13 protein-coding genes are annotated in these 20842 nt (G+C 41.4%); 1 reads left to right on the top strand and 12 read right to left on the bottom strand.

What is annotated here, in order from left to right:
* Window positions 1-10 precede the first annotated feature (10 nt).
* The 3 genes from O0550_RS09960 to O0550_RS09970 form a co-directional block, all read right to left on the bottom strand.
* Window positions 11-5335: an RHS repeat domain-containing protein gene (locus O0550_RS09960; protein ID WP_258426190.1), complete on the bottom strand. Its 5325-nt coding sequence runs from the start codon at window positions 5333-5335 to the stop codon at window positions 11-13.
* Window positions 5336-5358: 23 nt separating this feature from the next.
* Complete coding sequence (locus O0550_RS09965; RefSeq protein ID WP_258426191.1) at window positions 5359-7428, bottom strand: fibronectin type III domain-containing protein; 2070 nt, start codon at window positions 7426-7428, stop codon at window positions 5359-5361.
* Window positions 7429-7856: 428 nt separating this feature from the next.
* Window positions 7857-8852, bottom strand: a complete 996-nt coding sequence (locus O0550_RS09970) for a DUF2167 domain-containing protein (RefSeq protein WP_258426192.1) — start codon at window positions 8850-8852, stop codon at window positions 7857-7859.
* Window positions 8853-9277: 425 nt separating this feature from the next.
* Here O0550_RS09970 and O0550_RS09975 point away from each other — a divergent pair, with 425 nt between their 5' ends.
* Window positions 9278-9673 (top strand): RidA family protein, encoded by a 396-nt coding sequence (locus tag O0550_RS09975; RefSeq protein WP_003341972.1) that lies wholly within the window; start codon window positions 9278-9280, stop codon window positions 9671-9673.
* 411 nt (window positions 9674-10084) lie between these two features.
* Here the strand turns inward: O0550_RS09975 and O0550_RS09980 are convergent, their stop codons facing one another.
* The 9 genes from O0550_RS09980 to O0550_RS10020 all read right to left on the bottom strand — a co-directional run bounded on the left by O0550_RS09980 (window position 10085) and on the right by O0550_RS10020 (window position 20795).
* On the bottom strand, window positions 10085-11068 hold the full coding sequence (locus O0550_RS09980; protein WP_258426193.1) for a glycerophosphodiester phosphodiesterase family protein: 984 nt from the start codon (window positions 11066-11068) through the stop codon (window positions 10085-10087).
* A 249-nt stretch (window positions 11069-11317) separates the two neighbouring features.
* Window positions 11318-12274: a carbamate kinase gene (arcC, locus tag O0550_RS09985; RefSeq protein WP_121474185.1), complete on the bottom strand. Its 957-nt coding sequence runs from the start codon at window positions 12272-12274 to the stop codon at window positions 11318-11320.
* Window positions 12256-13170: an oxamate carbamoyltransferase subunit AllH family protein gene (locus O0550_RS09990; RefSeq protein ID WP_258426194.1), complete on the bottom strand. Its 915-nt coding sequence runs from the start codon at window positions 13168-13170 to the stop codon at window positions 12256-12258. The genes arcC and O0550_RS09990 overlap by 19 nt, the downstream gene beginning before the upstream one ends.
* Before the next feature lie 26 nt (window positions 13171-13196).
* Window positions 13197-14462 (bottom strand): YlbE family protein, encoded by a 1266-nt coding sequence (locus tag O0550_RS09995; RefSeq protein ID WP_003341981.1) that lies wholly within the window; start codon window positions 14460-14462, stop codon window positions 13197-13199.
* A 102-nt stretch (window positions 14463-14564) separates the two neighbouring features.
* Entirely contained in the window at window positions 14565-16307 is a 1743-nt protein-coding gene (fdrA, locus tag O0550_RS10000) for an acyl-CoA synthetase FdrA (protein WP_258426315.1), read from the bottom strand.
* Between the two features lie 121 nt (window positions 16308-16428).
* Window positions 16429-17478: an ureidoglycolate dehydrogenase gene (allD, locus tag O0550_RS10005; protein WP_181748557.1), complete on the bottom strand. Its 1050-nt coding sequence runs from the start codon at window positions 17476-17478 to the stop codon at window positions 16429-16431.
* A gap of 37 nt (window positions 17479-17515) precedes the next feature.
* Entirely contained in the window at window positions 17516-18565 is a 1050-nt protein-coding gene (allD, locus tag O0550_RS10010) for an ureidoglycolate dehydrogenase (RefSeq protein WP_096885911.1), read from the bottom strand.
* Window positions 18566-18685: 120 nt separating this feature from the next.
* Window positions 18686-19450, bottom strand: coding sequence for a (S)-ureidoglycine aminohydrolase (gene allE / locus O0550_RS10015; RefSeq protein ID WP_022585260.1), 765 nt, complete (start codon window positions 19448-19450; stop codon window positions 18686-18688).
* 64 nt (window positions 19451-19514) lie between these two features.
* Entirely contained in the window at window positions 19515-20795 is a 1281-nt protein-coding gene (locus tag O0550_RS10020; RefSeq protein ID WP_003341991.1) for an MFS transporter, read from the bottom strand.
* Window positions 20796-20842 lie beyond the last annotated feature (47 nt).

Genomic DNA, 20842 nt, shown 5'->3' on the forward strand with positions numbered 1-20842 from the left:
CTCATTCATTTTACTTCGGTATAGCTGGGAGATGACCCATAGCCTTCCTTGCATATTCAAAATGATAGACTGTGTTCGTAGCTACATCGTAGAGCACTTCTATATTGTACTTTTTACCATTTCGATAAATTATATCGTAATACATCTTAGCTTGGGAGCCTCTTGGGTCAGCAAATCCTTTCCCGTATTTTATAACCGCTTGTTGAATTTGAACAGGCACAAATCTTCCAGCTTCATCCATATGCTGAGCAGCTTTAGCAGCAAAGTTTAATCCTTCGTCTAGCTTACTAAAGCCCTTCCCCTTATTAAATATACTTCCAATGATAAACGCACCTTTGACTGCAGCGGCTTCTCCTGGATAATCCCATATTGCTTTATTAAAGTCTGCAATAAAAGTAAGCCTTGGAGCAGATTCTCGTGCCATCTTCATCACTTGTGAATCAGGAATTATAGCATCCGAGGATTGCATAATATCTGACTGGGCATATCCTGCTTTAGTCATTTTCGCTCTTATATCATTAGCGTAATTACTCCAGTATTTACGCTCACCCTCAGTCTGAGCCAAAGCCCATTTATTCTTTGCTTCGTTTATTACCCAGTTAGCACCAATATTTTGTTCCCATTGCCCCGTAGGATCAATGTAGCGCAGCGGGTTATTCTTCACATACGTATACCGATTCAAACTAAGCGGATTATCCACTTGCCCCTTATACGTATCCTCTGTTATAAACCTTCCATCATTTGGATCATAATACCTGGCACGCAGATAAATCAAGCCCGATTCTTCATCATATATCTCACCCGCATATAAGAACGGATTGGACATCGTTTCCTGCTTGCTCTCTATATTTCCCCAGAGGTCGTACTCATACTTATTCAGGGTCTGCCCGGCCATATCCTTTATTTCTACAATGTCACCATGGGTATTTGTATAGTAATAGCCTTGTTTGTCATCTTTCACATCATCGCGGTAGAGTAGTTCATTCCCCCAGATGTTACGGGCTTGGAGGTTGTTCTTTTCATCTAACTCCTCAATCACGTTGCCATTTAGATAGACATAGTGAGTTGTTTTGCCGTCTATTTCTTTACTTGCTCTAAGCTCACCCGGATAATATGTGTAGGTGCTTTCTGTTCCGTTCTTTGTAAAGGTTTTAAGACGGTTAAGAGCATCGTAGGTGTACGAGCTGTCTTCAATGGTTGGAGATTTTGCCGTCAAAATACTTTGGCGATTGCCCCGTTCGTCGTACGTGTACGTTTGTTCTCTTGTCGGTGTTGTTTCCTTACGAATCCGATCCAGTTTATCATAGCCGAACGTGAAAGCAAATTGGTTTACCGTTGTTTCCACTAGATTTCCAAAACCATTGTATTGGTTTTGCTCTGTCCATGCTTTGTTGTTGGCTTGGAAATGCTGCACATCTGTTGTCTGGCCAAATGAGTCGAAGCCTTTCTCGATTTTGGTACCGTTTGGATACTGGACATGCACGGTATCCCCTGTTGAGGATGTATCGTACTCATAGGTGATTTTGCCCATTCCTGGATGCTTAATGGATAATATGCGTCCTAGCTCATCGTAGGTGTAAGCTGTTGCAGTTCCATCTGGATATACAATCGAATCTGGGGTATCATCTTCATCCTCGTATCTTTGTTCGTACGTACGTCCAAATGTGGTCATGGAAGTCGGACGTAAAAAGCTGTCATACGTATAGGAAACCCTTGTATCGTTGTTTTGCTGTGTCAGGAGCTGACGTGTTGTTTGATCGTAGGTATTCTTCTCTGTCTCTACTACTTTTTTACCTGACAAGACCTGCATTGTATCAAGCTCATAGAATGGTGTATAGGTATATTTACGAGTATTTCCCTTCTGATCCGTAAAGCTGGTTAGATTTCCACTCTGATCATATTCGTAATTCTCTTTGACCTTTTTGGTAGCTGGATCAATTTCACGCAGCTTCCATGAAAGTCCATTGTATACGTAACGGGCCGTCTCCTTGTCATTTTCAAAGGTACTCATCAGGTTCCCGTTCGCATCATATTGGAATTTGTATATGTTCTTTTCCGGGTCTTTTACATAGATGGGTTCTCCTCGTAAATCATACTTATAGTCCCATTTACGCTTTTCTCCCTCTTCGTTTGTGATCTGCTTATGCGTTGGATTGCCAAAGCGGTCATACTGCATTTGAGTTTCCGTTGATAACGTGCCGTCTGCCGTATGAACCATACTGGTAATCATTTGTCCATAGCGATCATAAAGCTGTGTGGTTTCTAATCCATTGGGAGCAATTGTTTTTTCTACTGGAATTATCAAACTGCTATCCTCGGCCTGATTGGCGTATTGCATGGTGGTCGTGCGTTTCAGCGCGTCTGTGACAGTCTTTAGGGTTCCATCACTGTGATAGCTGTATGCGGTTCCTTTTTCCTTTTTCCCATACGGATATGTTGCTACTAATCGTTTTCCATCCTCTGCATAGCTATTTTCTACAAGAGTTCGTCGATTGCCCTGACTATCTACCTCTACGGAGAACACGACTTCCCCAGCAGGTGTATATGAAGTGATCAGACCTGTTTTGTTGGGCAACGATTTCATCACTGTACGATCCCTGTTTGTATACGAATATTTTGTTTCCCGATTATCTCCATCTGAGGAAATAAACATTTCCTTTTGAATCCTTCCAAGTTCATCGTAGAAATACCCTACTATGCTCTCATCAGGAAATTGTTTAGTTACTAAGAAATCTAAATCGTCATACCTATAGGTAAATGCATATGTTTCTAGGGAGTTTTCTCCGTTATAGACCGTAATTTGTTCCGTAGAGACATGCAGATCATTCTGGTCATAGGTAAAGGACTTCGAGAAATGTGAGAATTCGTCACTTGCCCCAAATTGAACCTCTGTTAAGGAATTTGGAAGCTTTTTGTCCCCATACTTGTACGTACGAAGCAGCTTATCCTCATATTCCTGCCCTGGATATTTGGCTGTAATGGTTTCTGTTTCCAGTAGATTGTCCCGATTGTAAACATACTCTTGCTTTTTGGAATGTCCATCTTCAGCAACATGTTCCACGAGAACAGGCAGTCGCAAGGTCCCTACTTCTTTGTAGCTATAATGGGTTGTTAAACCATTCGGTTCCTTTTGCTCTGTGACATCTCCATTTTGGTCATACTCATAGCTTGTCTCATTTGCTAAGGAGGAGAGGTTTTCGATCTTGTCGCGCTTATCGATCTGAGGTGCCAATAAATACTGCTTAGCCTCACCCTCTGGCAGGTTATCTACAAAATGATAGACATACGCTGGCTTTGTTTTAATTCCTTCATAGGCGTAGCTGGTATAGCTCACCGGGTTATATCGATAAGCTTTCCCATCTGCTGCTAACGGCTCGGATTGCTCTTTGGGACTTGTCTTCTTTTCAAGAACCAGATTAAAATGTTCGTTCTCATTAACACGATAGGTTCTTTCCGTCGATTGCGAGGAAAAACTATTGGTTTCTTCTATGGTCACAACGTCTCCCTGACGAAGCGGATGGTTACTCAAACGCGTAATGCCAGACTTAGGTGTCTTCCAAATCTCTTTTGTCGGCTTTCCTTGATTGGTGAATTTGTAGTAATAGATAAAGCTTTTTCTTTCGGAATTCCCAAACAAGGAAGAGGTTTGATCATAGCTAAATCGAACCGAGGTGACCGGATGATACGTATAGTAGGATATCGCTTGGTTATCCTGATAAAGCCTAATGACTCCGCGTTCAAACGGATTGGCAGGCTCGGGATTATAGGTGCTATAGGTATAATCTACTGTTAATCCCTGTGTAGGATACTCTACCTTTTGTAGTAGTAAGTATTCAATAAACTGCCGTTTTTGTTTGTCTTTTGCTAGATAGGCTTCCGATTCAAGCTGATCTGGCTTCACAGCCTCGTTATTTTCTTTTGGTAATTCGTATGACTTGATGTAGTTATATTCCGCAGTTGCTGTTTTATAGCTGTATCTAGCAATTGTAGTAGATTTTCCATCCTTTACTTCTTCTACACTCTCCAGCCGCTGTGTATTGTTCGGATCTCCATAATGGTATCTAAGCTCTTTGATCAGGTTATTTTTTTGGTTATACACCTTAAGGAAATCGATCGTTCCTTCCTTCCCATACCCAATCTCCACTCTTCTTCCAACGGTATCAATAATTTCGATCGTACTTTTATAATCTGGAATCTTGTACGTAATTTTATCTCCATAGATATTTTGCTTTTCAACAATATACGTACTACCTTTTTCCCTATATTCAATGGAATAGGAATAACCATCTTTTGCAAAACCTAACTCTCTGTTTGTCATAAGAGAAGGCAATTTAATATTCTGGTAGGGAAGCTTTTTACTACTATCAATCGTACTCCAGTCATCACCGGACATGATAAACTGAGAAACAGGGTGTTTTGTATTTTTTGCCTCATAAAATTGCTGATTACTATAATCATGCACGTTAATCCCTAATTCCTTTGTTATCTCATCAAAGGTTGGAAGATTAAAGCTCCAGCCTGTTCCTACCGTATGAGGCAAGGTACCGGATTCTTCTCTTACGATCGAGGTTCTATTCTCTTTCGCCGTTTCACTATATTCGAACCCAGGGGCCGTAATTTTACTAGATAGCGAGTTATATCGGCGCTGGATAACTAAATCCATTCCATGCTTTCCTTCAAGGGTCAAATCTGTTTCCAGCATGTTCGAGGTTAGATAGATATCATCTACGGGATTTTCCACATGATTGGTAAAATGACGAATAGGCTGTTCCTTTTCTGTAAAGTGCATGCTTGGACTTGGCGCAGGAGCCGATGCCATGCGCTTTACTCTAGCTTTTGGTTTGTCCTTGTCTCTCCAATCCTGCAAAGCCTGAATGACACTAGGGGCGTTTTGCTCTAACAGCTTCACTTTTTCGGCTGATAAGTTGGCAATCTGGCCCATAACCTGTTCGTCATTCCACGTGTACAGCTGATTGATCTCTTCTTCTGTCAAAAGCTGATGCACATCGGTATAATAATAGGCAACGATTTGTAAAAGAGTGCGATCCCCCTGATCAAAAAGCTGTTGAACAGACGCAAGCGGAAGCTGTTCCCACTTCATTTGGGCTATTTGTTCTTTAGTTACGTCCCCTTTCGTAGATGTTGGTTCTATTTCCTTCTGTTCTACTTTTTTCTGTTCCTCTATAATCCAATCTTTTGTATCCTTTTCATTTGTCTTTCTTATTTCCTCGTTTTTCTCTGGCGCATCTGTTGCCCCAACAACAAATGCGTTTGTAAACAACCCTGTCCAAAGAATGGCAACACATAAGAAAGAGGAAACCCATTTTCTATACATAAATTCCTCCCAAATCCTTTATTTTACTCCTGTACGGTTTTTTTCGTTAGTAGATTTCCATTTTCATCGTATAAATAACGAAGGATAATTGTTCCGTCTTTTTTAATAGCGATTAATTGATTCTGCTCATTGTATTCGTACTCATACAAGGCTGCAATATTGTTCTCACGAAAAGCAATGGCGAAGGTATCGCTTTTTGCCTCAGCAGTTGCACCAACAATACAATTCTTCTCTATTTTCACCATCAGGTTGTCCACTGGCTTATCATGGATCTTGGCTTTGCCATTCAATTGAATGGTTATCTGATTGTCTGAATCACGTTTTGTCGATACCGTTAAACCTTCTGGCAAATTTTCAATCGTGATCCCATTAGAGAGATCCTTCTCAAAAATCCCCTGCTTGAGATAAACACTGAAAGGCGTAGCTATGCTACCATCGTTTTGACTTGACTCCTGAAGTACATTCGTAGATAGGATTAGTTGCGGATTCGTCACGGTACCAGGTATCTGGACTTTTAACTCATCGCTGAGTAACGATACAGTTAAGGATTCAAAAATGACAACGACCTGATAATGATATTGCATGCCAGGCTGTACATTCTTATCGACATATTTATTATTGCTTACATTTTTGGGATTCTCCCCATTTCTGATCACGGTATACGATAGAATCGGATCGTTTGGTTTTACGACAGGGTCCCATGTTAACGTAACTTCGTTTTCGCTAACCGATGATGCTACGAGATTAACCGGCTTCGTGGAAAGTTCATGTAAGCTTCGATAAACCTCACCCTTGTAAATCACATCGATATCAGCATACTTATCCTCATTTTTTCCACCACAACCGATGAAAATATAACTATCCTTCTTTACATACCCACTGTAGTTATCCTTATCCTGATAGGTAATTCGGCTAGGTGCCTCTCTAAAAGCAGATTCCTCTCTAATTGCACAGGATGTATCATCATAAAACCGTTCTTTCTTATAGATTTGGACCGATTTTTTATAGGGAATGGGAACCGCGACATTACTTGGCTCGGAACGTCTACCTGCTAAATCGATCGCTCGAACCACATAGCTGTAAACCAAGGGATCTTGATCACTATCCGTAAACGTAGTCGTTTTTGTAATAGCAATGCGCTTCCCATTTCGATAGATTTCATAACCTGCTAAAGCAACATTGCTTTTCGAACCAGTCCAGTTGATGACCATTTTTTTATCATCCGTTTCAAATGCTTTCAAAAGACCGGGTCTTGTTGGCGGTTCTTCCCCTTCTAAAATCGATCTTTTCTTGCGAGGCGAGACCTTAGGTTGATCTGTAGGCTGCTCGTCTCCTAGTTCAAAATGCTCAAGGGTAAGCGGGGAACGCTCAATGTTCCCACTGTATTCAATGCTGAGAATCACTGTTTTTTGATCGTCTTTATCTAGTACAGTAGCGAAGTATTTACCTTTAACCAGTTGACCCCTATACTGATTGTCGTTATAAGTAATCTCTGGTGCAGCAGCTTCATACATCGACTTCTCTATCTCGATAAGTTTACTTGGATCAAGCTCTTCTTGTGGTAATGTTCGTTCAGACGTAAGAGAAATGGTAACAGCTTGTTTTGTCTCTTGTTCTTGCAGAATTTTTTCCACGATCTCTTTTTCAAGCGTTACCTCATTTTCTTGAGTAAGCTGAGAGGAAACGGAAGATTCATCTCCCGGTATAGAAATGAGTTCGGAGTTTGTTTCAGGCTCTTGGGTCTGTTGTTTTTGCTGGTTTTCCTGGTTTTCCTGATTTTCTTTTTTTTCTTGGTCAGGTACTATCCCAGATTCTTTCTCAGATTTTTGTTCAACGGTTGAAGCCGTGTTTTCTGAGGGCTCTGGCGTTTCTGGCGTAGCTAGAGAGGAAGAATCAGAGCTGGGCGTTTTTTCCTTCGCAGGTTGTAAAATCCCCTCTGTTTCCCTCTGTTCCAACGTCTGGCTTGTCGTTGGCTCTGATGGTATTGCTTGATCTGTTTGCTCTAAAGCAATGACTTCACCTCCTGGCAAGATACTGATACACAGCGTGATAATCCATATCATTGCTGTCCACTTTCTAATCGTGTTGTACATACGAGATAGTTACCTCCCATTTCCAAATTGGCAAAACATAGTTATCTTATAATGAAAGCTGGATCGTAACAAGGGTATTCATGAAGTTAATTTATTTCATTATAAAAAATCTTAATGACATTCCCCTCGCCCTTCCTTTAGAGCAATATTTTACCACGCTGTTCTACGATTTCAGTTTTTTAACTTTATTCGCAACGGCATTAAATTTTTCGACAAAAATAAACTGCTTTTGACAATAAAAAAGAACACTAAGTCAATAGCGTTCTACAACGTGAAGATAAAAGAACAGGAGGTATTGGGGGGACCTAGTAACGAACACCTGTTTATTACATTTGGACCGCCGTTTATTTCTACTTCTTTCTACTACTTACATACGGTTCTTATAAAAAGTAAAAAACCACCTCGGTTACCCAAGATGGTTTCACTATTTATAGCGTTTTAGAATTATCGTTTGAAGCAGATGTCGAATCAGTTTGATTTGAAGGAGCCGATGATTCAGTTGAATCTACTACTGGAGCTTGCTCAATTGAAGAGGTAGGATTACCCTCCGCATCCATAACACCGTATGTTTCCACAGGGTTCTTTTTCTTTTTGAAGATGTTCATGACCATTTTAAAGATACCACCTAATACAAGAACCACAACAATCCATGCTTTTTTCAAAAATACTAAAATAAGTGCAAGAAAGCCTACTTTTTTAGCGACAGCTAAGCCTAAACCACCTAGAACGAGTCCAGTCAAGCCATAGTCAGCTAGCTTATCTGTAGACGCATCATAATCGTCGTATCGATTTCCTTCTACCAACTTGAACTGAGGCACAATTTGCTCCGTTAAGGTCTTTTTATCCTTCGCTAGTGTTGCTGGATCAGATACAAGAATAAACGAAACATATCCTTTTCTTGTTAACATTTGCAAATTGTAGTTGATAATTGGATTTTTGTTATTATCCTCGGCAAGCATTGACCATTGAAGGGTATGTGTTTTTGCATCATAGGAAGGGGGTACATCCCAGCCTACTACATGAATTTGTTCTTCTGGCTTACGTTCTTTGTTATGCTCTTCTGTTCCTTCTTTATAACTCTTCAGAATTGCATCTTGATCAATATTGTTTTGCTCATCGTCCATGATGTGTCCTACTTCATCATATTCCATTACTACGAACCAATTTTCCTGATCCGAAGTAGGATATATACTTCCAATCTCACGTGACGATGTAGAGTTACCGAATTGTTTTTGGACCATGATTGTATCTTCTTTGTTCAAATAAGCAAGCTTATCAGGGATTTTAAAAGTAGCTAAACGATCTCCTACATGAACGGTTGTCCCCCCTTTCACCCACTTTAGATTTTCTGCTGCATAGACAGAAGTGGTAAAAACGGCAATAAGTAATACAAGAATGACGGAATAAATGCTTTTTGATTTCACCTAGATGCCTCCATTGTCAAAATTAGTATGATATACAAACGAAATCTTAACAATTGATTTAATAATGGTAAATGATATATAAGTTGTGAATAATTAAGCGAAAAGTCATGGGTATTCAGGAACTAACCGCATTATTCTGATTAATTTATATTTTGCAAGAGTCTTTGGATACATTTTACATTTTTATTCTCTATCTATTTTCCTTTTGAATAGTGACCTGTGTTCCTTGTATAGCAATTCATAAAGGGCTTAAGTAGGTAGATTTTTGTCATTTTATGTGAAATAATTGTACCAATCTTACGGGAAATGACATAATTATACCCCCATATGAATCCTAATTTTTAGATTTAGATTTGGTGGTTCTCATCTACAAGGTGAGTGTGTCACTCTAAAATTTGTTTGATAAAACAAGGAGGAGAAGCACCTTGCAAAAAAAATTTATAAATCCTGAATCAATGCCAGCGACTTTTGGTTACTCCCATGTAGTAGATGTTAGCAATGCCCGTAGAACAATTTATGTTTCTGGACAGGTTGCAATTAACGCAGAGGGTAATATAGTAGGAATGGGAGATTTAGCTTTACAAACAAAACAAGTATTTGAAAATATCAGAATAGCTTTGGAGGCTTCGGAATTAAACTTTCATGATGTAGTGAAATTAACTTTTTTCTTGACAGATATCTCGCAAATGCCAGTTGTTAGAGATATTCGGGATCAGTACATTGATACAATGAATCCTCCAGCTAGTTCAGCAGTAGAAGTTAGAAAACTGATAAAAGATGAACTATTAATTGAAGTAGAGGCAATTGCGGTAGGAAACTGATCTTTCACGTACCTTACAGAGTTGCTGTTTGTATTACATAATCATCAATTGTATAAAACCTTAAAATAAATAAAACAGATAAAGACTAAGATAAATGAGCTTCTATCTTTAGTCCTTATCTGTTTACAAAAAAACACTTATTGCTTTTGTTTCGTAAGTTGAGAAATTTGTGTAATCTAAAAAAGTTTCTGGCCAATTTTGTGTGGGAAGTGTTGTAGTTTTATATCTCTGAACCCTAGCAGAATGGATGCTAACCTCATGAAAAAAAGACTGACTTTACATAATAAATATTATGTTTATTATTTTTATACCGATTCCTTCCTATTTAAATGTGCCTGATCTCTTATTATCTTTCTGCCTATTCTATAGAAAGTGCTACCGAGAAAAATCTATTTGCCCGAAAAGGATAGTCTACTGTTTATATAAAGGAGCTATTTTATCAATCCGATTTGTCCATATCCCGCCGCTGTAATTGTTTGGTAGGCGTTTGATATCCTCAGGAGAGTCAAATCCACTTGAAAATCCTTCTCCATCTCCACCTACAATAATGACTCGTGTGTCCATTTCATCCATCCGATTCAGAAAACGATTTGGCCATCCCCATAACCAAGGAGCAAACTGATCAGGTATATGTAACTGGGCATGCTTTAGACTAGCGGGAACGTAGCCGGTCCACCCTATTGCCATATAAGTAAGAAGATCTTTTTTCAACGAAGCCTTTGACATGGTTCTCAGGCTAGGAATTCGCTCCTTTATCTCGGCTATCGGCTTATCCCCGCCATACACAGTTAATTGGTCCAGACGGCTAGCGGGTAGTTTTTGCAGATAAGCTGCCATTTGAATTCCTTCATTGGCATCATTACTTTTGATATGAATCAGAAAGAAACGATCAGGAAAATGGTTTAGCACCTCATCCAGAGTTGGCATTAGATTTATTCCTTTCCCTCGGAATGGAAAGGTTTTACCGCCATCTACCGTGTAGCCGTATCCAATATCGAGTGCTTGCAGCTCTTTGGTTGTAAAATCTCTTGTAACACCCTTCCCATTCGTACGACACTCAAGAGTCCAATCATGGAAAACAACAAAATTGTTATCTTTTGTCCATTGAACATCGAATTCTACTATATCCGCACCAGCTTTAAAAGCGGCATCCATAGAAGGGATGGTATTTTCTAAATAAGGATGCTCTGGCGTCATTATTCGCTCGGCTGTACAGGTATCATTCGTGATATTTTCCATGCTAAAGGTCTGAGCAAGTCCTCGATGGGCAAGCAACAGAGGTGATCCATCGGGTCGATGGGCAAACAAAGAACTGTTGTTACCATAGATAAATACAAATAGGACCAGACATATCCAGACGATTTTTCGTTTCAATAGTTTCTTTATCATGTTCATTGGTTTCTCCTGTTCCATCTCTTGTTGATAGCTCACGTTGTGTTTATTACATTATCCTTTTACATACTATAACTGATCTGATTGTTTTTACAATGATACTGAGATGACATTTTACTCATATAAAAATAACAAATTTGTAGTTGATTGTTAGTTGGAATGGTTTTCTTTGCCATAAAGTAGAATAGAGCAGTCCTATTGTCATTTACATGACTATAGAACTGCTCGTGTCGAAATTAGCTCTTCTATTATTTACTTTGCGCTAGATATAGCTTGAGTGATGCGGGTACCTGCTTTTCCTGCCAAAGCTAAATCCGCCTGATCCAAGGAACAAATGATAGCAGTCCCACCTTTTTCGGCAAAGCCTATGGCTGATTCCATTTTAGGTCCCATGCTTCCGGCACTGAACTGACCTTCATCAGCATACTGCTTAGCTTCTTCCAGCGATATCGTTTCGAGAGATTTTTGATTTGGTTTGCCATAGTTCACATACACATTCTCAACATCTGTCAAGATCATAAATATATCGGCATTCACATCTTGAGCAAGCTGGTAACCACTTCGATCTTTATCGATTACAGCTTCCACCCCTACAAGAGTTCCGTCCGATTGACGGGATACAGGTATGCCTCCTCCACCCGCAGCAATAACGATGTTCCCTTGATCTGTCAGGGATTGGATTAAGTCAGCTCCGATAATCGCTTTTGGCATTGGAGACGGAACTACACGACGCCAGCCTCTGCCTGCGTCCTCCTTCACAATCCAACCTTTTTCCTCAGTAAGGCACTTGGCTTCTTCTTCACTATAGAAAACGCCTATCGGTTTTGTCGGATTTTGGAATGCTGGATCTTCCTTTGATACTTCCGTTTGAGTCAGCATGCTTACTACGGAATTAGTTAGTCCGAGCTTTTGTAGCTCATTTAATAGGCATTGATTCATCATATACCCGATAAAGCCTTGGGATTCTGCACTGCACACATCAAGAGGGAATGGCGGAACTACTTCTTTTGCTTCGTCCTGTTGACGCAAAATATTTCCGACCTGCGGACCGTTCCCATGTGTGATAATTACCTCGTAGCCCTGCTTCACAATACGTGCGATTACCTCGCAGCTTTTCTGGATATTCTCCAGTTGATTTTCATAAGTAGCCTGCTGTTTGGGTTGTAAAATAGCGTTGCCTCCAAGAGCAATTACAACTTTTTGTGACAATTTGAATTCCTCCTTATTATCAGCATACCGATCAGTATGCCAAATGCTGTATCCAGACCTGAGCTATGACCTACGCGTAACAAATCTCTAATCCTCTCATTCAAGCTGTCTGTATCCTTTTGTAGTAGAGAATGTAAAACATCTGTCACCACCGAGCTAAAGTCCCGCTTCAGCGCATACTTCAGATATTCCCGACTGATATCTGTTGTCAGTGCTTCGTTCTCCACCAGACTGGTTACGTGCAAGCGGAAGGAGTCCGTCAGCACTTCCGTTACCGCATCCACTGCAAGCAGTCCCACCAGCATGTCGTCTCCAGAAGGAGTGAGGCCTTTTCCTCGACCAATCCAGTACCTGAGAACTTCATCGATCTGTGAGAAGCTCTCGGTTGAAGCAGCATCCATCAGTTGTAACACCTTCCGTTCGCTTTCCGAACAAAACCCAAAGGATTCCTTCATGAAGCAGTGGATAAAATGCTCTACGGAAATATCAGCTCCTGTAGGCCGATTATCCTCTACTAGCTCAACTACAAACGCCTTCAAATGCCGAAGTAAAGATTCAGGATGCTCCGTCATCGGTTCTACATAGAGATGATAAGCATGTTTAGGGTTCAATTTTATATAAAACGTGGAAAAGAGAAGAGCCGACATGCCGCTGTCATAGCGAACGATTTCCCCTTGCTTGATCAAAGAAACAAGCTTGGGTACCAGACTATCCTCCACATGAATGCCAAAAGGAAGCAGTCCGTTCTTTGTTCCCCCGATAAAAATAAGCCCATCTTCCATTCCGATATTAAATCCGTTCTGAAACACACTATGGATATAGCCGGGGGTGCCGGTCTGGAGGAGAGGGTGTACAGACTGGCTGTACATCCCGTTTATGTGCAGTAACTCTTTCATGTCGCTCTCCCCTTTTCTGCGTTTTGTTAAATTAATCCCAGTTTTTGTGCATAAGCTTCCAGAGCTTTTTCAAAGCAAGCGAGAGGTGCGCGAACCGTACCTGCGCCAATTTGACCTACACCAGGCTCCTTGTGGGCAATTCCAGTATTGATGACTGGTGTGATGCCTGTTTCTACTACTTTTCGTGCATCGATTCCGAGGCAGATACCTTGGAAGTTCCAAGTTGGAATCGTGAAGTTAGGGTTATGATCAATGCAAATTTCTGTCATCTCATTGCTGGTTGCTAGCGCATCTTCAAATCCGCCCGCACCGACAAAACGCGTAACACCTGGAGCTGCAACCATAGCCATACCGCCAACACCAAATGCTTCTGTAATAGCGCTATCACCGATATCAGGATTCGCCATTTCCTGGGAATAGCCTGTAAAAAATAATCCCTGAGGCGTATTAACTGGCGCTGTAAACCACTCGTCTCCCATACCGCTGATACGTATTCCAAAGTTTTTACCATTTCTAGACATAGCTGTTACCACTGTGCCGTGCTGAATTGTTCTTGCAGCATCTAACACCGCTTTCGAGGTTGCCATCGCAACGTTCAGGAAAAACTGGTCAGTATCTGCTAGGAATTTCACTACATCGAATTTGTCTTTTTCAGATGCATCGGTTTGCAGGATATAAGGACTGATTTCTTTTAAAAATACAAGAGAGGCTGCGATGTTGCGTTGATGGAATTCGTCTCCCATCGTAATTGCCTTTGCCATCATGACGTTAATATTTAAGCCGTTCTCAGTCTGATGCAAAGCCTTAGAGAGAGTAGGCGCCAGAACATCTCTCATCCATCTTAGACGCTGGATAACCTCCTCAGAATAGGCTCCGAATCGTAGTACTTTTCCGATTCCTTCATTCATCGTACAATAGGCACGATTTCCATCTGTCTGATTTTCCACAACCAATAGTGGCATGTTGGCTGATGTAATACCGCCCATAGGTCCTACAGCTTTGACATGATGGCACGGAATGAATGTGATGTCCCCTTGTTTTAACATGGTCATCGCTTCTTCTTCATTCGCCGCCCACCCTTCGAATAAGCATGCTCCGACGCAAGCCCCTTGCATTGGTCCTGTCATGTCCTCGAATTGAATAGGTGGACCTGCGTGGAGAAGCACCCGACCGTTTAATTCCTCTACTACGGATTTGGCAGGAACTACATCTACTAGAAAAGGAGCACCAGCCACAATTTTTTGAATAACTGCCTGATTTGCTTCATCAATTGTTTGATAAGGTCCGTACATGCTACATCCTCCTAATTGGATATTAGTTTATTTGTATATTCTTATATATATGCTTTGTAAGCGTTTTAATAATAACGAATTGTTTATGTTCTAAATGTCACCTTACTTCAATAAGCTCAAAATCTTACGCATTCTTTCATTTCCTCCAGCTACCGGGCGCCAATCAAAATGTACAGCACTTCCACCGTAGCTAGTTACTGCGTTTACAAATTTTTTGAGTCCCACATTAACAACCACCGGCTTTCCACTCAAAAGCTTAACAATGGATTCAGAAACCTTGTTATCTTCTTGTTCATTCTGGTTACTAGCAACCAGTGATTTTTCCTTGTCCTTAAGCTGGATTCCCATCATGGCGAGAGCTGTCCGAACAGCCTGATTGTTGCTTTCTTTTACGATAACGCCAGCTTGCTCAAGCTTTTGCTTTTGCTCGTGGTAATCTTGTGGATCTTTTTCAGTTCCGCACACCGTTGCTACGAAATACAGGTTCTTGCCTTTTTCTCTAGCATTACGTTGAGCTTTCTCTATGACAGGCAACAATGCGCTAGCCATATCATCATGGGCACCGTAACCTAAAACAATATCTAGTAAAATGATCGCTGTGGATTCATCCAAAGCTGCCTGCTCAATGTAATGGATTCTTGTCTCCGGATCAATCATTGGATGAGGTTTGCCTTGTGTATACTTGTCATCCCCTAAGTCGATTACCTCATGTCCTTTGGCTTTTAGCATATAGCCGTCTTCATGAATGAGTTGTCCTAATTCAAGTCCTTTCGACATCAGGATAGCGGTTTCATAAGCAAGCGTACCACCTGAGTACAGACCTTTAATGGCGGTTTGTTCTGGTTTCAACTCAATTTTCGGAGCCTCTGTACTTAGCATATTGTAGTTGGCCTTGATTTCTTTTCCTTTAGACAGATCCACGGCAATCATGGCAGTCTCTTCCAATGTGTAGGCATAATATACGCTACCTTCATGTGCTTCAGGCTCTTCACCTACAAAAATAGCAACTACTGGTTTTGAAATGCGCTGTAAAAGCTGAACCACCTGGTTACGAACTTCTTTTGCAGGAGGTTTTGAAATAACTACGATTACCTCGGTAGCTTGATGCTTCTCAAGTCCTGCAATGGCATCTAACATTGTAATTGCACCGATCGTTTCAGAAAGGTCTCGACCACCTGTTCCGATTGCATGGCTTACGCCTCCACCCAAACGGTCAATCAGAGTGGTAACTTCCTGAATACCAGTACCTGATGCTCCCACGACACCAATGTTGCCTTCTTTTACCACGTTAGCGAAAGCTACCGGAACACCGGATAAAATCCCTGTTCCGCAGTCAGGCCCCATAACCAGTAAGCCTTTTTCATGGGCTTTTTGTTTGAGTCGTAGTTCATCCTCAATCGTAACGTTATCACTAAAGATAAAAGCATGTAGACCGCGATCAAGTGCTTTTTCTGCTTCTTCGGCTGCATATTGACCAGGTACAGAGATCAGAGCAAGATTAGCCTTAGGCAGAGCCTGCATCGCTTTATCCCAAGTTCGAACGGATTCGAATTCCTGTTTGCTACTGCTGATAGCTTGGTTTTTCAGCTCCTCTTCAATGGTGGTCAGCACCTGAGCTACTTTGTCTTCATCGTCTGTATCAATCACGATGCACATATCGTTCGGTCCTGCTTTTTCTAGCTCATCGGTAAACATACCCGTATTTTGGAAAATCTCTTTATTCGCAGGTGTTCCCATCATAATGGAGGCTTGTTTGACTCCATCCATCGTGGAAATCTTGTTTGTTAGGAGCATGAGATTAACCGAATCTTGATAGGAATTTTCTTTAATGATGGAATGTAGCATTAGTACGAGCACCTCTTCCGTCAGATAAGTTGATTTATTCATTAAAGCATCACAGCGTCAATTGATTAAAGAATAGGGATGCTGCTATAGGATGACATCTCTTTCTAGGCTAGCTATGAACTTACTTTGCAAAAGGATCTTTCTTGTCGTATTGGTTTTTATGAACAACGTCCGACACTAAATAGTCATACACATCATCCACGATTTCGATCCCGTTGCTCTCGCTCTCTTCCTCGCGAATTTTACTACGCTGTCCCGGATAAGATACTTCTTTAAACCCAGGAGCTGGTTTTATTTGATTCAAATCCTGCATTGTATTGGTAATATTTTGTAAAAACCCAGACATGCTTGTAAAATAAGCTGGATTAATTACGATATGAAGCTGTCCCAGATTCCGGTATTCTGTCAGGTCATGATACATCGATGACACTTTATTTCCAAACGGCAATCCGAGTAAAATACCGGAAAGTACATCTACCATCATCATTAATCCGTATCCTTTAGGTCCAGCGATTGGTACCAAAGCGTTCACCTGGAATGGATCTGTGGTTGGATGACCCTGTTTATCTACCGCCCATGTATCTGGAATGGTTTCATTTTTTGATCTCGCATGTAAGATTTTTCCCCAAGCCTGTACGGTTGTCGCCATATCGAAAGTAATCATGTCGTCCCCATCCCCAGGTGCAGCAAAGGCGATTGGATTTGTACCATAATACGGCTCTGAGCCCCCAAATGGTACAACCATCGGATCAGATTGGCACAAAGAGATTCCAATCATCTTCTCTTTTGCTGCCTGCTGAACAAAGTAAGAGAGGGCTCCACTATGGCCGATTCTGCGAACACCTACAACTGCAAGACCGTTCTCTTTGGCCATTGCGATAGCTTCATCCATTGCTACCTTAGCCGCTACATGCCCTGCCCCATTGTCACCATCAAAAATAGCAGTGCAAGGACCCGTTTTTTCAAAGGTAAACGCAGGATACGCATTGGTACCACCCTTAGCAATCCGTTCGGCGTAGTATTCTACACGCATGGCACCATGAGAATGAACACCCCTTGCATCCGCATGAACCAGAACGTCAGCTACTCCTTCTGCATGCTCTTCTGTCAATCCGGCTTTATGGAGTTTGCGAGTGATTAACTCCTTTAGCTCTTGTTTGCTTACTCTCATTTATGCCACCTTCCCTTTCACACTACAACCGCCTATTTTATTTAGCAAAGGGGTCTTTATGATCATAGGCATTTCGATGGACGATATCCGATACTAGGTATTCATAGACATCATCGACAATTTCAATGCCATTTTTTTCGTATTCTTCCTGAATCATGTCGTTGTTTTGACCTGGGAAAAGCACCTGTTTAAAACCGGGTGCCGGCTTAATTTGATTCAGGTCGTCCATTGTAGCAGAAATATGTTGTTTAAACATATCTGCATCTGTAAAGAAAGCTGGATTAATTACAAGATGAAGCTGACCAAGGTTCCTATACTCAGTCAAATCATGGTACATGGAGGAAACTTTATTCCCAAATGGAAGATTAAGCAGAATACCTGAAAGCACGTCCACCATCATCATCAAGCCATAGCCCTTAGGACCCGCGATCGGAAGCAGAGCATTTACCTTGAAAGGATCTGTGGTTGGATGCCCTTCTTTATCCACCGCCCAAGTTTCCGGGATGGATTCCTGTTTAGATCGAGCATGAAGAATTTTTCCCCAAGCCTGTACGGTTGTCGCCATGTCCAGTGTCATGATGCGCTTATCATTGCTAGGGGCAGCAAAAGCAATTGGATTGGTACCGTAGTACGGCTCAGAACCTCCGAAAGGAACGACCATCGGATCAGATTGGCACAGAGAAATACCAATCATCCCTGATTTTGCAGCCTGACGTACAAAATAAGAAAGAGCTCCGCTATGTCCAATTCTTCTGACGCCAACAACAGCTACCCCGTTTTCTTTGGCCATCTTGATAGCTTCGTCCATCGCCTGCTTAGCGGCTACATGACCTACTCCATTATCCCCGTCAAATACCGCTGTGCTAGAGCCTGTTTTTTCAAATGTAAACGAAGGATCAGTATTTAGTCCGCCTTTTGCAATCCGTTCTGCATAGTATTCTACACGCATGGCTCCATGGGAATGAATGCCTCTTATGTCGGCATGGACCAGAACCTCCGCCACACCTTCTGCATGCTCTTGGGTCAAACCTGCTTTGTGCAGTTTATTGGTAATCAGATCTTTTAACTCTTGTCTGGATACTCTCAATTCCGACACCTCTATTACATTGGATTTCAGCAATACTGTGATTGCTCCTTAGCTATAACAAGGAGAATGGTAAAAAGCAGTCACCTTTTACCATCTTCCTCGTCTGCTGAGGCACTTCTCTTAGAGATCCGCGTCTCGGTTGCAGTCTTTCGAGTAAACATAAGCAAGCTTCTCTCGACCGACAGCGTAGCAAGCCTGCTGCACATATGGACCCATAAAGATATAATCGCCTTTTTTCACAGGAATCCACTCGTTATCGAGGTTGTACACTCCTTCACCAGAGAGTAAGTATGCTCCGTGCTCCTGAACGTGCGTTTCGATGAATGGATGGCATGCACCCGGATCAAAGGTCAAAATGTGGAAATTCATATCAAAAGCTATTTCTTTTGGTAGAAGATCCTGAATTCGCATATCAGTCATGCCATCATAATCTTCTTCCGGGATATCATTTGAGTTACCGGAAACGACCCATGGTTTCAAATCTTTTAACGGTTTATGTTTCTGCTTGTACAAGAATAGCTTGCTGTCACCATCCTTTAGGTTTTCCAAATACATGGTTGTTCCTGGTGGGCAGTATAGGTATCCGCCACTTGTCAATGTGTAAGCCTGTTCATCAGCAGATGCCTTTACTTCACCTTCAAGAACATATACGAAGGTTTCGACAAGGTCTTGTCCACCAAAGCCATCTGTATTTTTGCCACCCTTATGCATCGTAACCACATAATCGACAAAGCTTGCTCCAAGCTTCGGAGTTGCCAAAATAGAAATCGAGCAGTTGTCAAAACCCGGAACCACGTTATTAACCAAGCCCTCCGGAGCAATCAAAGCATACTTGCCATGTTTAATGATGGAACGGCTGGATAGTAAGTCAGTTGGATAACCCATTGTCATTTCTCTCCAATTCTCTATTTTTTTGGGTAATGATTCCGTCAGTACAAGACTAACGAAATCATTTGCTAAATTTGAAGTCTTGTTCGTTGGCTTCTACCTTTTTCCTGCGTGAGGATTTTACATTCACAAAGAACAGGAATGCGGTACATACTATAATAATACCGATTGCGAGGTAAAAGCCCAAGATTTTGCTTCCTGTAGCGTCTGAAATTAAACCGGTTACAAACGGAGCAACTACAGATGACATCATTCCAAAAAAGTTAAACACACCAAACGTTGTGCTATATCCTTGTTTCGGAGCAATATCTGCCACGTAAGAGATCATAATTGGATCTACGGCTAGTTTACCGAAGAATCCATACATGATTAGGAACAAAATCAGTAATTCGTTGTTTTGCACCGCCACCGTTAGATACAAGGTAACTGCGGCTATAATTTGTAGCAAAATAACAACCATTATCTTTTTATGCTTGAACTTGTCAGACAAACGGCTGAACAATAGGGCCCCTGGTACTGAAGCAAAGGCAACCAAAGCAGAAGCAAAGCCGATAGCAGCACCTTGAAAGCCTCTTTCCATTTGCAGGTAACTAGGAAGCCAGGTTACAATCATGTAATACCCGTAACACACGGAAAAGTAAATGACATAAGCAGAAACCATGCGAATATCGCCAAAAAGCGTTTTCATTGTTGCTTTATCATTCGGATCTTTTTCCTTTGTTCCTTCAACAGCTTTTTCTGCTGGTTTTTCCTTAATCACTTTAGCAAAGGCAATAACAACAATAATAATTAAAGCACCTGTAACATAAATGAGAGGTCTCCAGTCCCAGCCGAGTCCCTTTACCATGTAAGAGGAACCGATGTATCCTAGGGCCATTCCGAGCGCCGAGCCGCTGTTAATAATGGCAGTGGAAAAGCCTCGCTTCTCATTTGGGATTGCGGAGGATGAGATTGAATAAGCTGGCCCATAATAAGTACCTTGTCCAAGTCCTGCTAGGAAGCTTCCCACTAACAGGAAAGCCAAAGATGGTGCAATCCCTACTGTAAAGGCTCCAAAAGCAAAGATTAAGAAGCCCGGGATCAGCATTATTTTTCTTCCAAATTTATCAGCGAGAAAGCCGGATGGAATCTGCATAGAGGTATACGCCAGAAAAAACACACTGGAGATTAGACCCATGCTAGCATCTGATTCCACACCAAGCTGCACTTTAATTTCTGGTAAAATCGGGTTCAGTACAGTTCTGTAAATCCAGATGACAGTCCACCCAAGACAAAACAGAATGACGACCTTTTTCCAATACTCAAGACCACCTTGTTTAGCTGCTGGTGTATGTTCGTTCATCTCTTTTCTGCTCCTTACGATGAGGTTATGGGCAAACAATACGCCAA

This window comes from Brevibacillus halotolerans (genome assembly GCF_026891775.1).
In the GTDB taxonomy this organism is placed as follows: Bacteria; Bacillota; Bacilli; order Brevibacillales; family Brevibacillaceae; genus Brevibacillus_B; species Brevibacillus_B halotolerans.

What these genes read in the sequence shown, in the direction of transcription:
- O0550_RS09980 (WP_258426193.1), bottom strand. Translation starts at nt 11,068, where the DNA reads ATGAACATGATAAAGAAACTATTGAAACGAAAAATCGTCTGGATATGT.
- O0550_RS09960 (WP_258426190.1), bottom strand. Translation starts at nt 5,335, where the DNA reads ATGTATAGAAAATGGGTTTCCTCTTTCTTATGTGTTGCCATTCTTTGG.
- O0550_RS09965 (WP_258426191.1), bottom strand. Translation starts at nt 7,428, where the DNA reads ATGTACAACACGATTAGAAAGTGGACAGCAATGATATGGATTATCACG.
- fdrA (WP_258426315.1), bottom strand. Translation starts at nt 16,307, where the DNA reads ATGCTACATTCCATCATTAAAGAAAATTCCTATCAAGATTCGGTTAAT.
- O0550_RS09990 (WP_258426194.1), bottom strand. Translation starts at nt 13,170, where the DNA reads ATGAAAGAGTTACTGCACATAAACGGGATGTACAGCCAGTCTGTACAC.
- O0550_RS09995 (WP_003341981.1), bottom strand. Translation starts at nt 14,462, where the DNA reads ATGTACGGACCTTATCAAACAATTGATGAAGCAAATCAGGCAGTTATT.
- allD (WP_181748557.1), bottom strand. Translation starts at nt 17,478, where the DNA reads ATGAGAGTAAGCAAACAAGAGCTAAAGGAGTTAATCACTCGCAAACTC.
- allE (WP_022585260.1), bottom strand. Translation starts at nt 19,450, where the DNA reads ATGGGTTATCCAACTGACTTACTATCCAGCCGTTCCATCATTAAACAT.
- O0550_RS10020 (WP_003341991.1), bottom strand. Translation starts at nt 20,795, where the DNA reads ATGAACGAACATACACCAGCAGCTAAACAAGGTGGTCTTGAGTATTGG.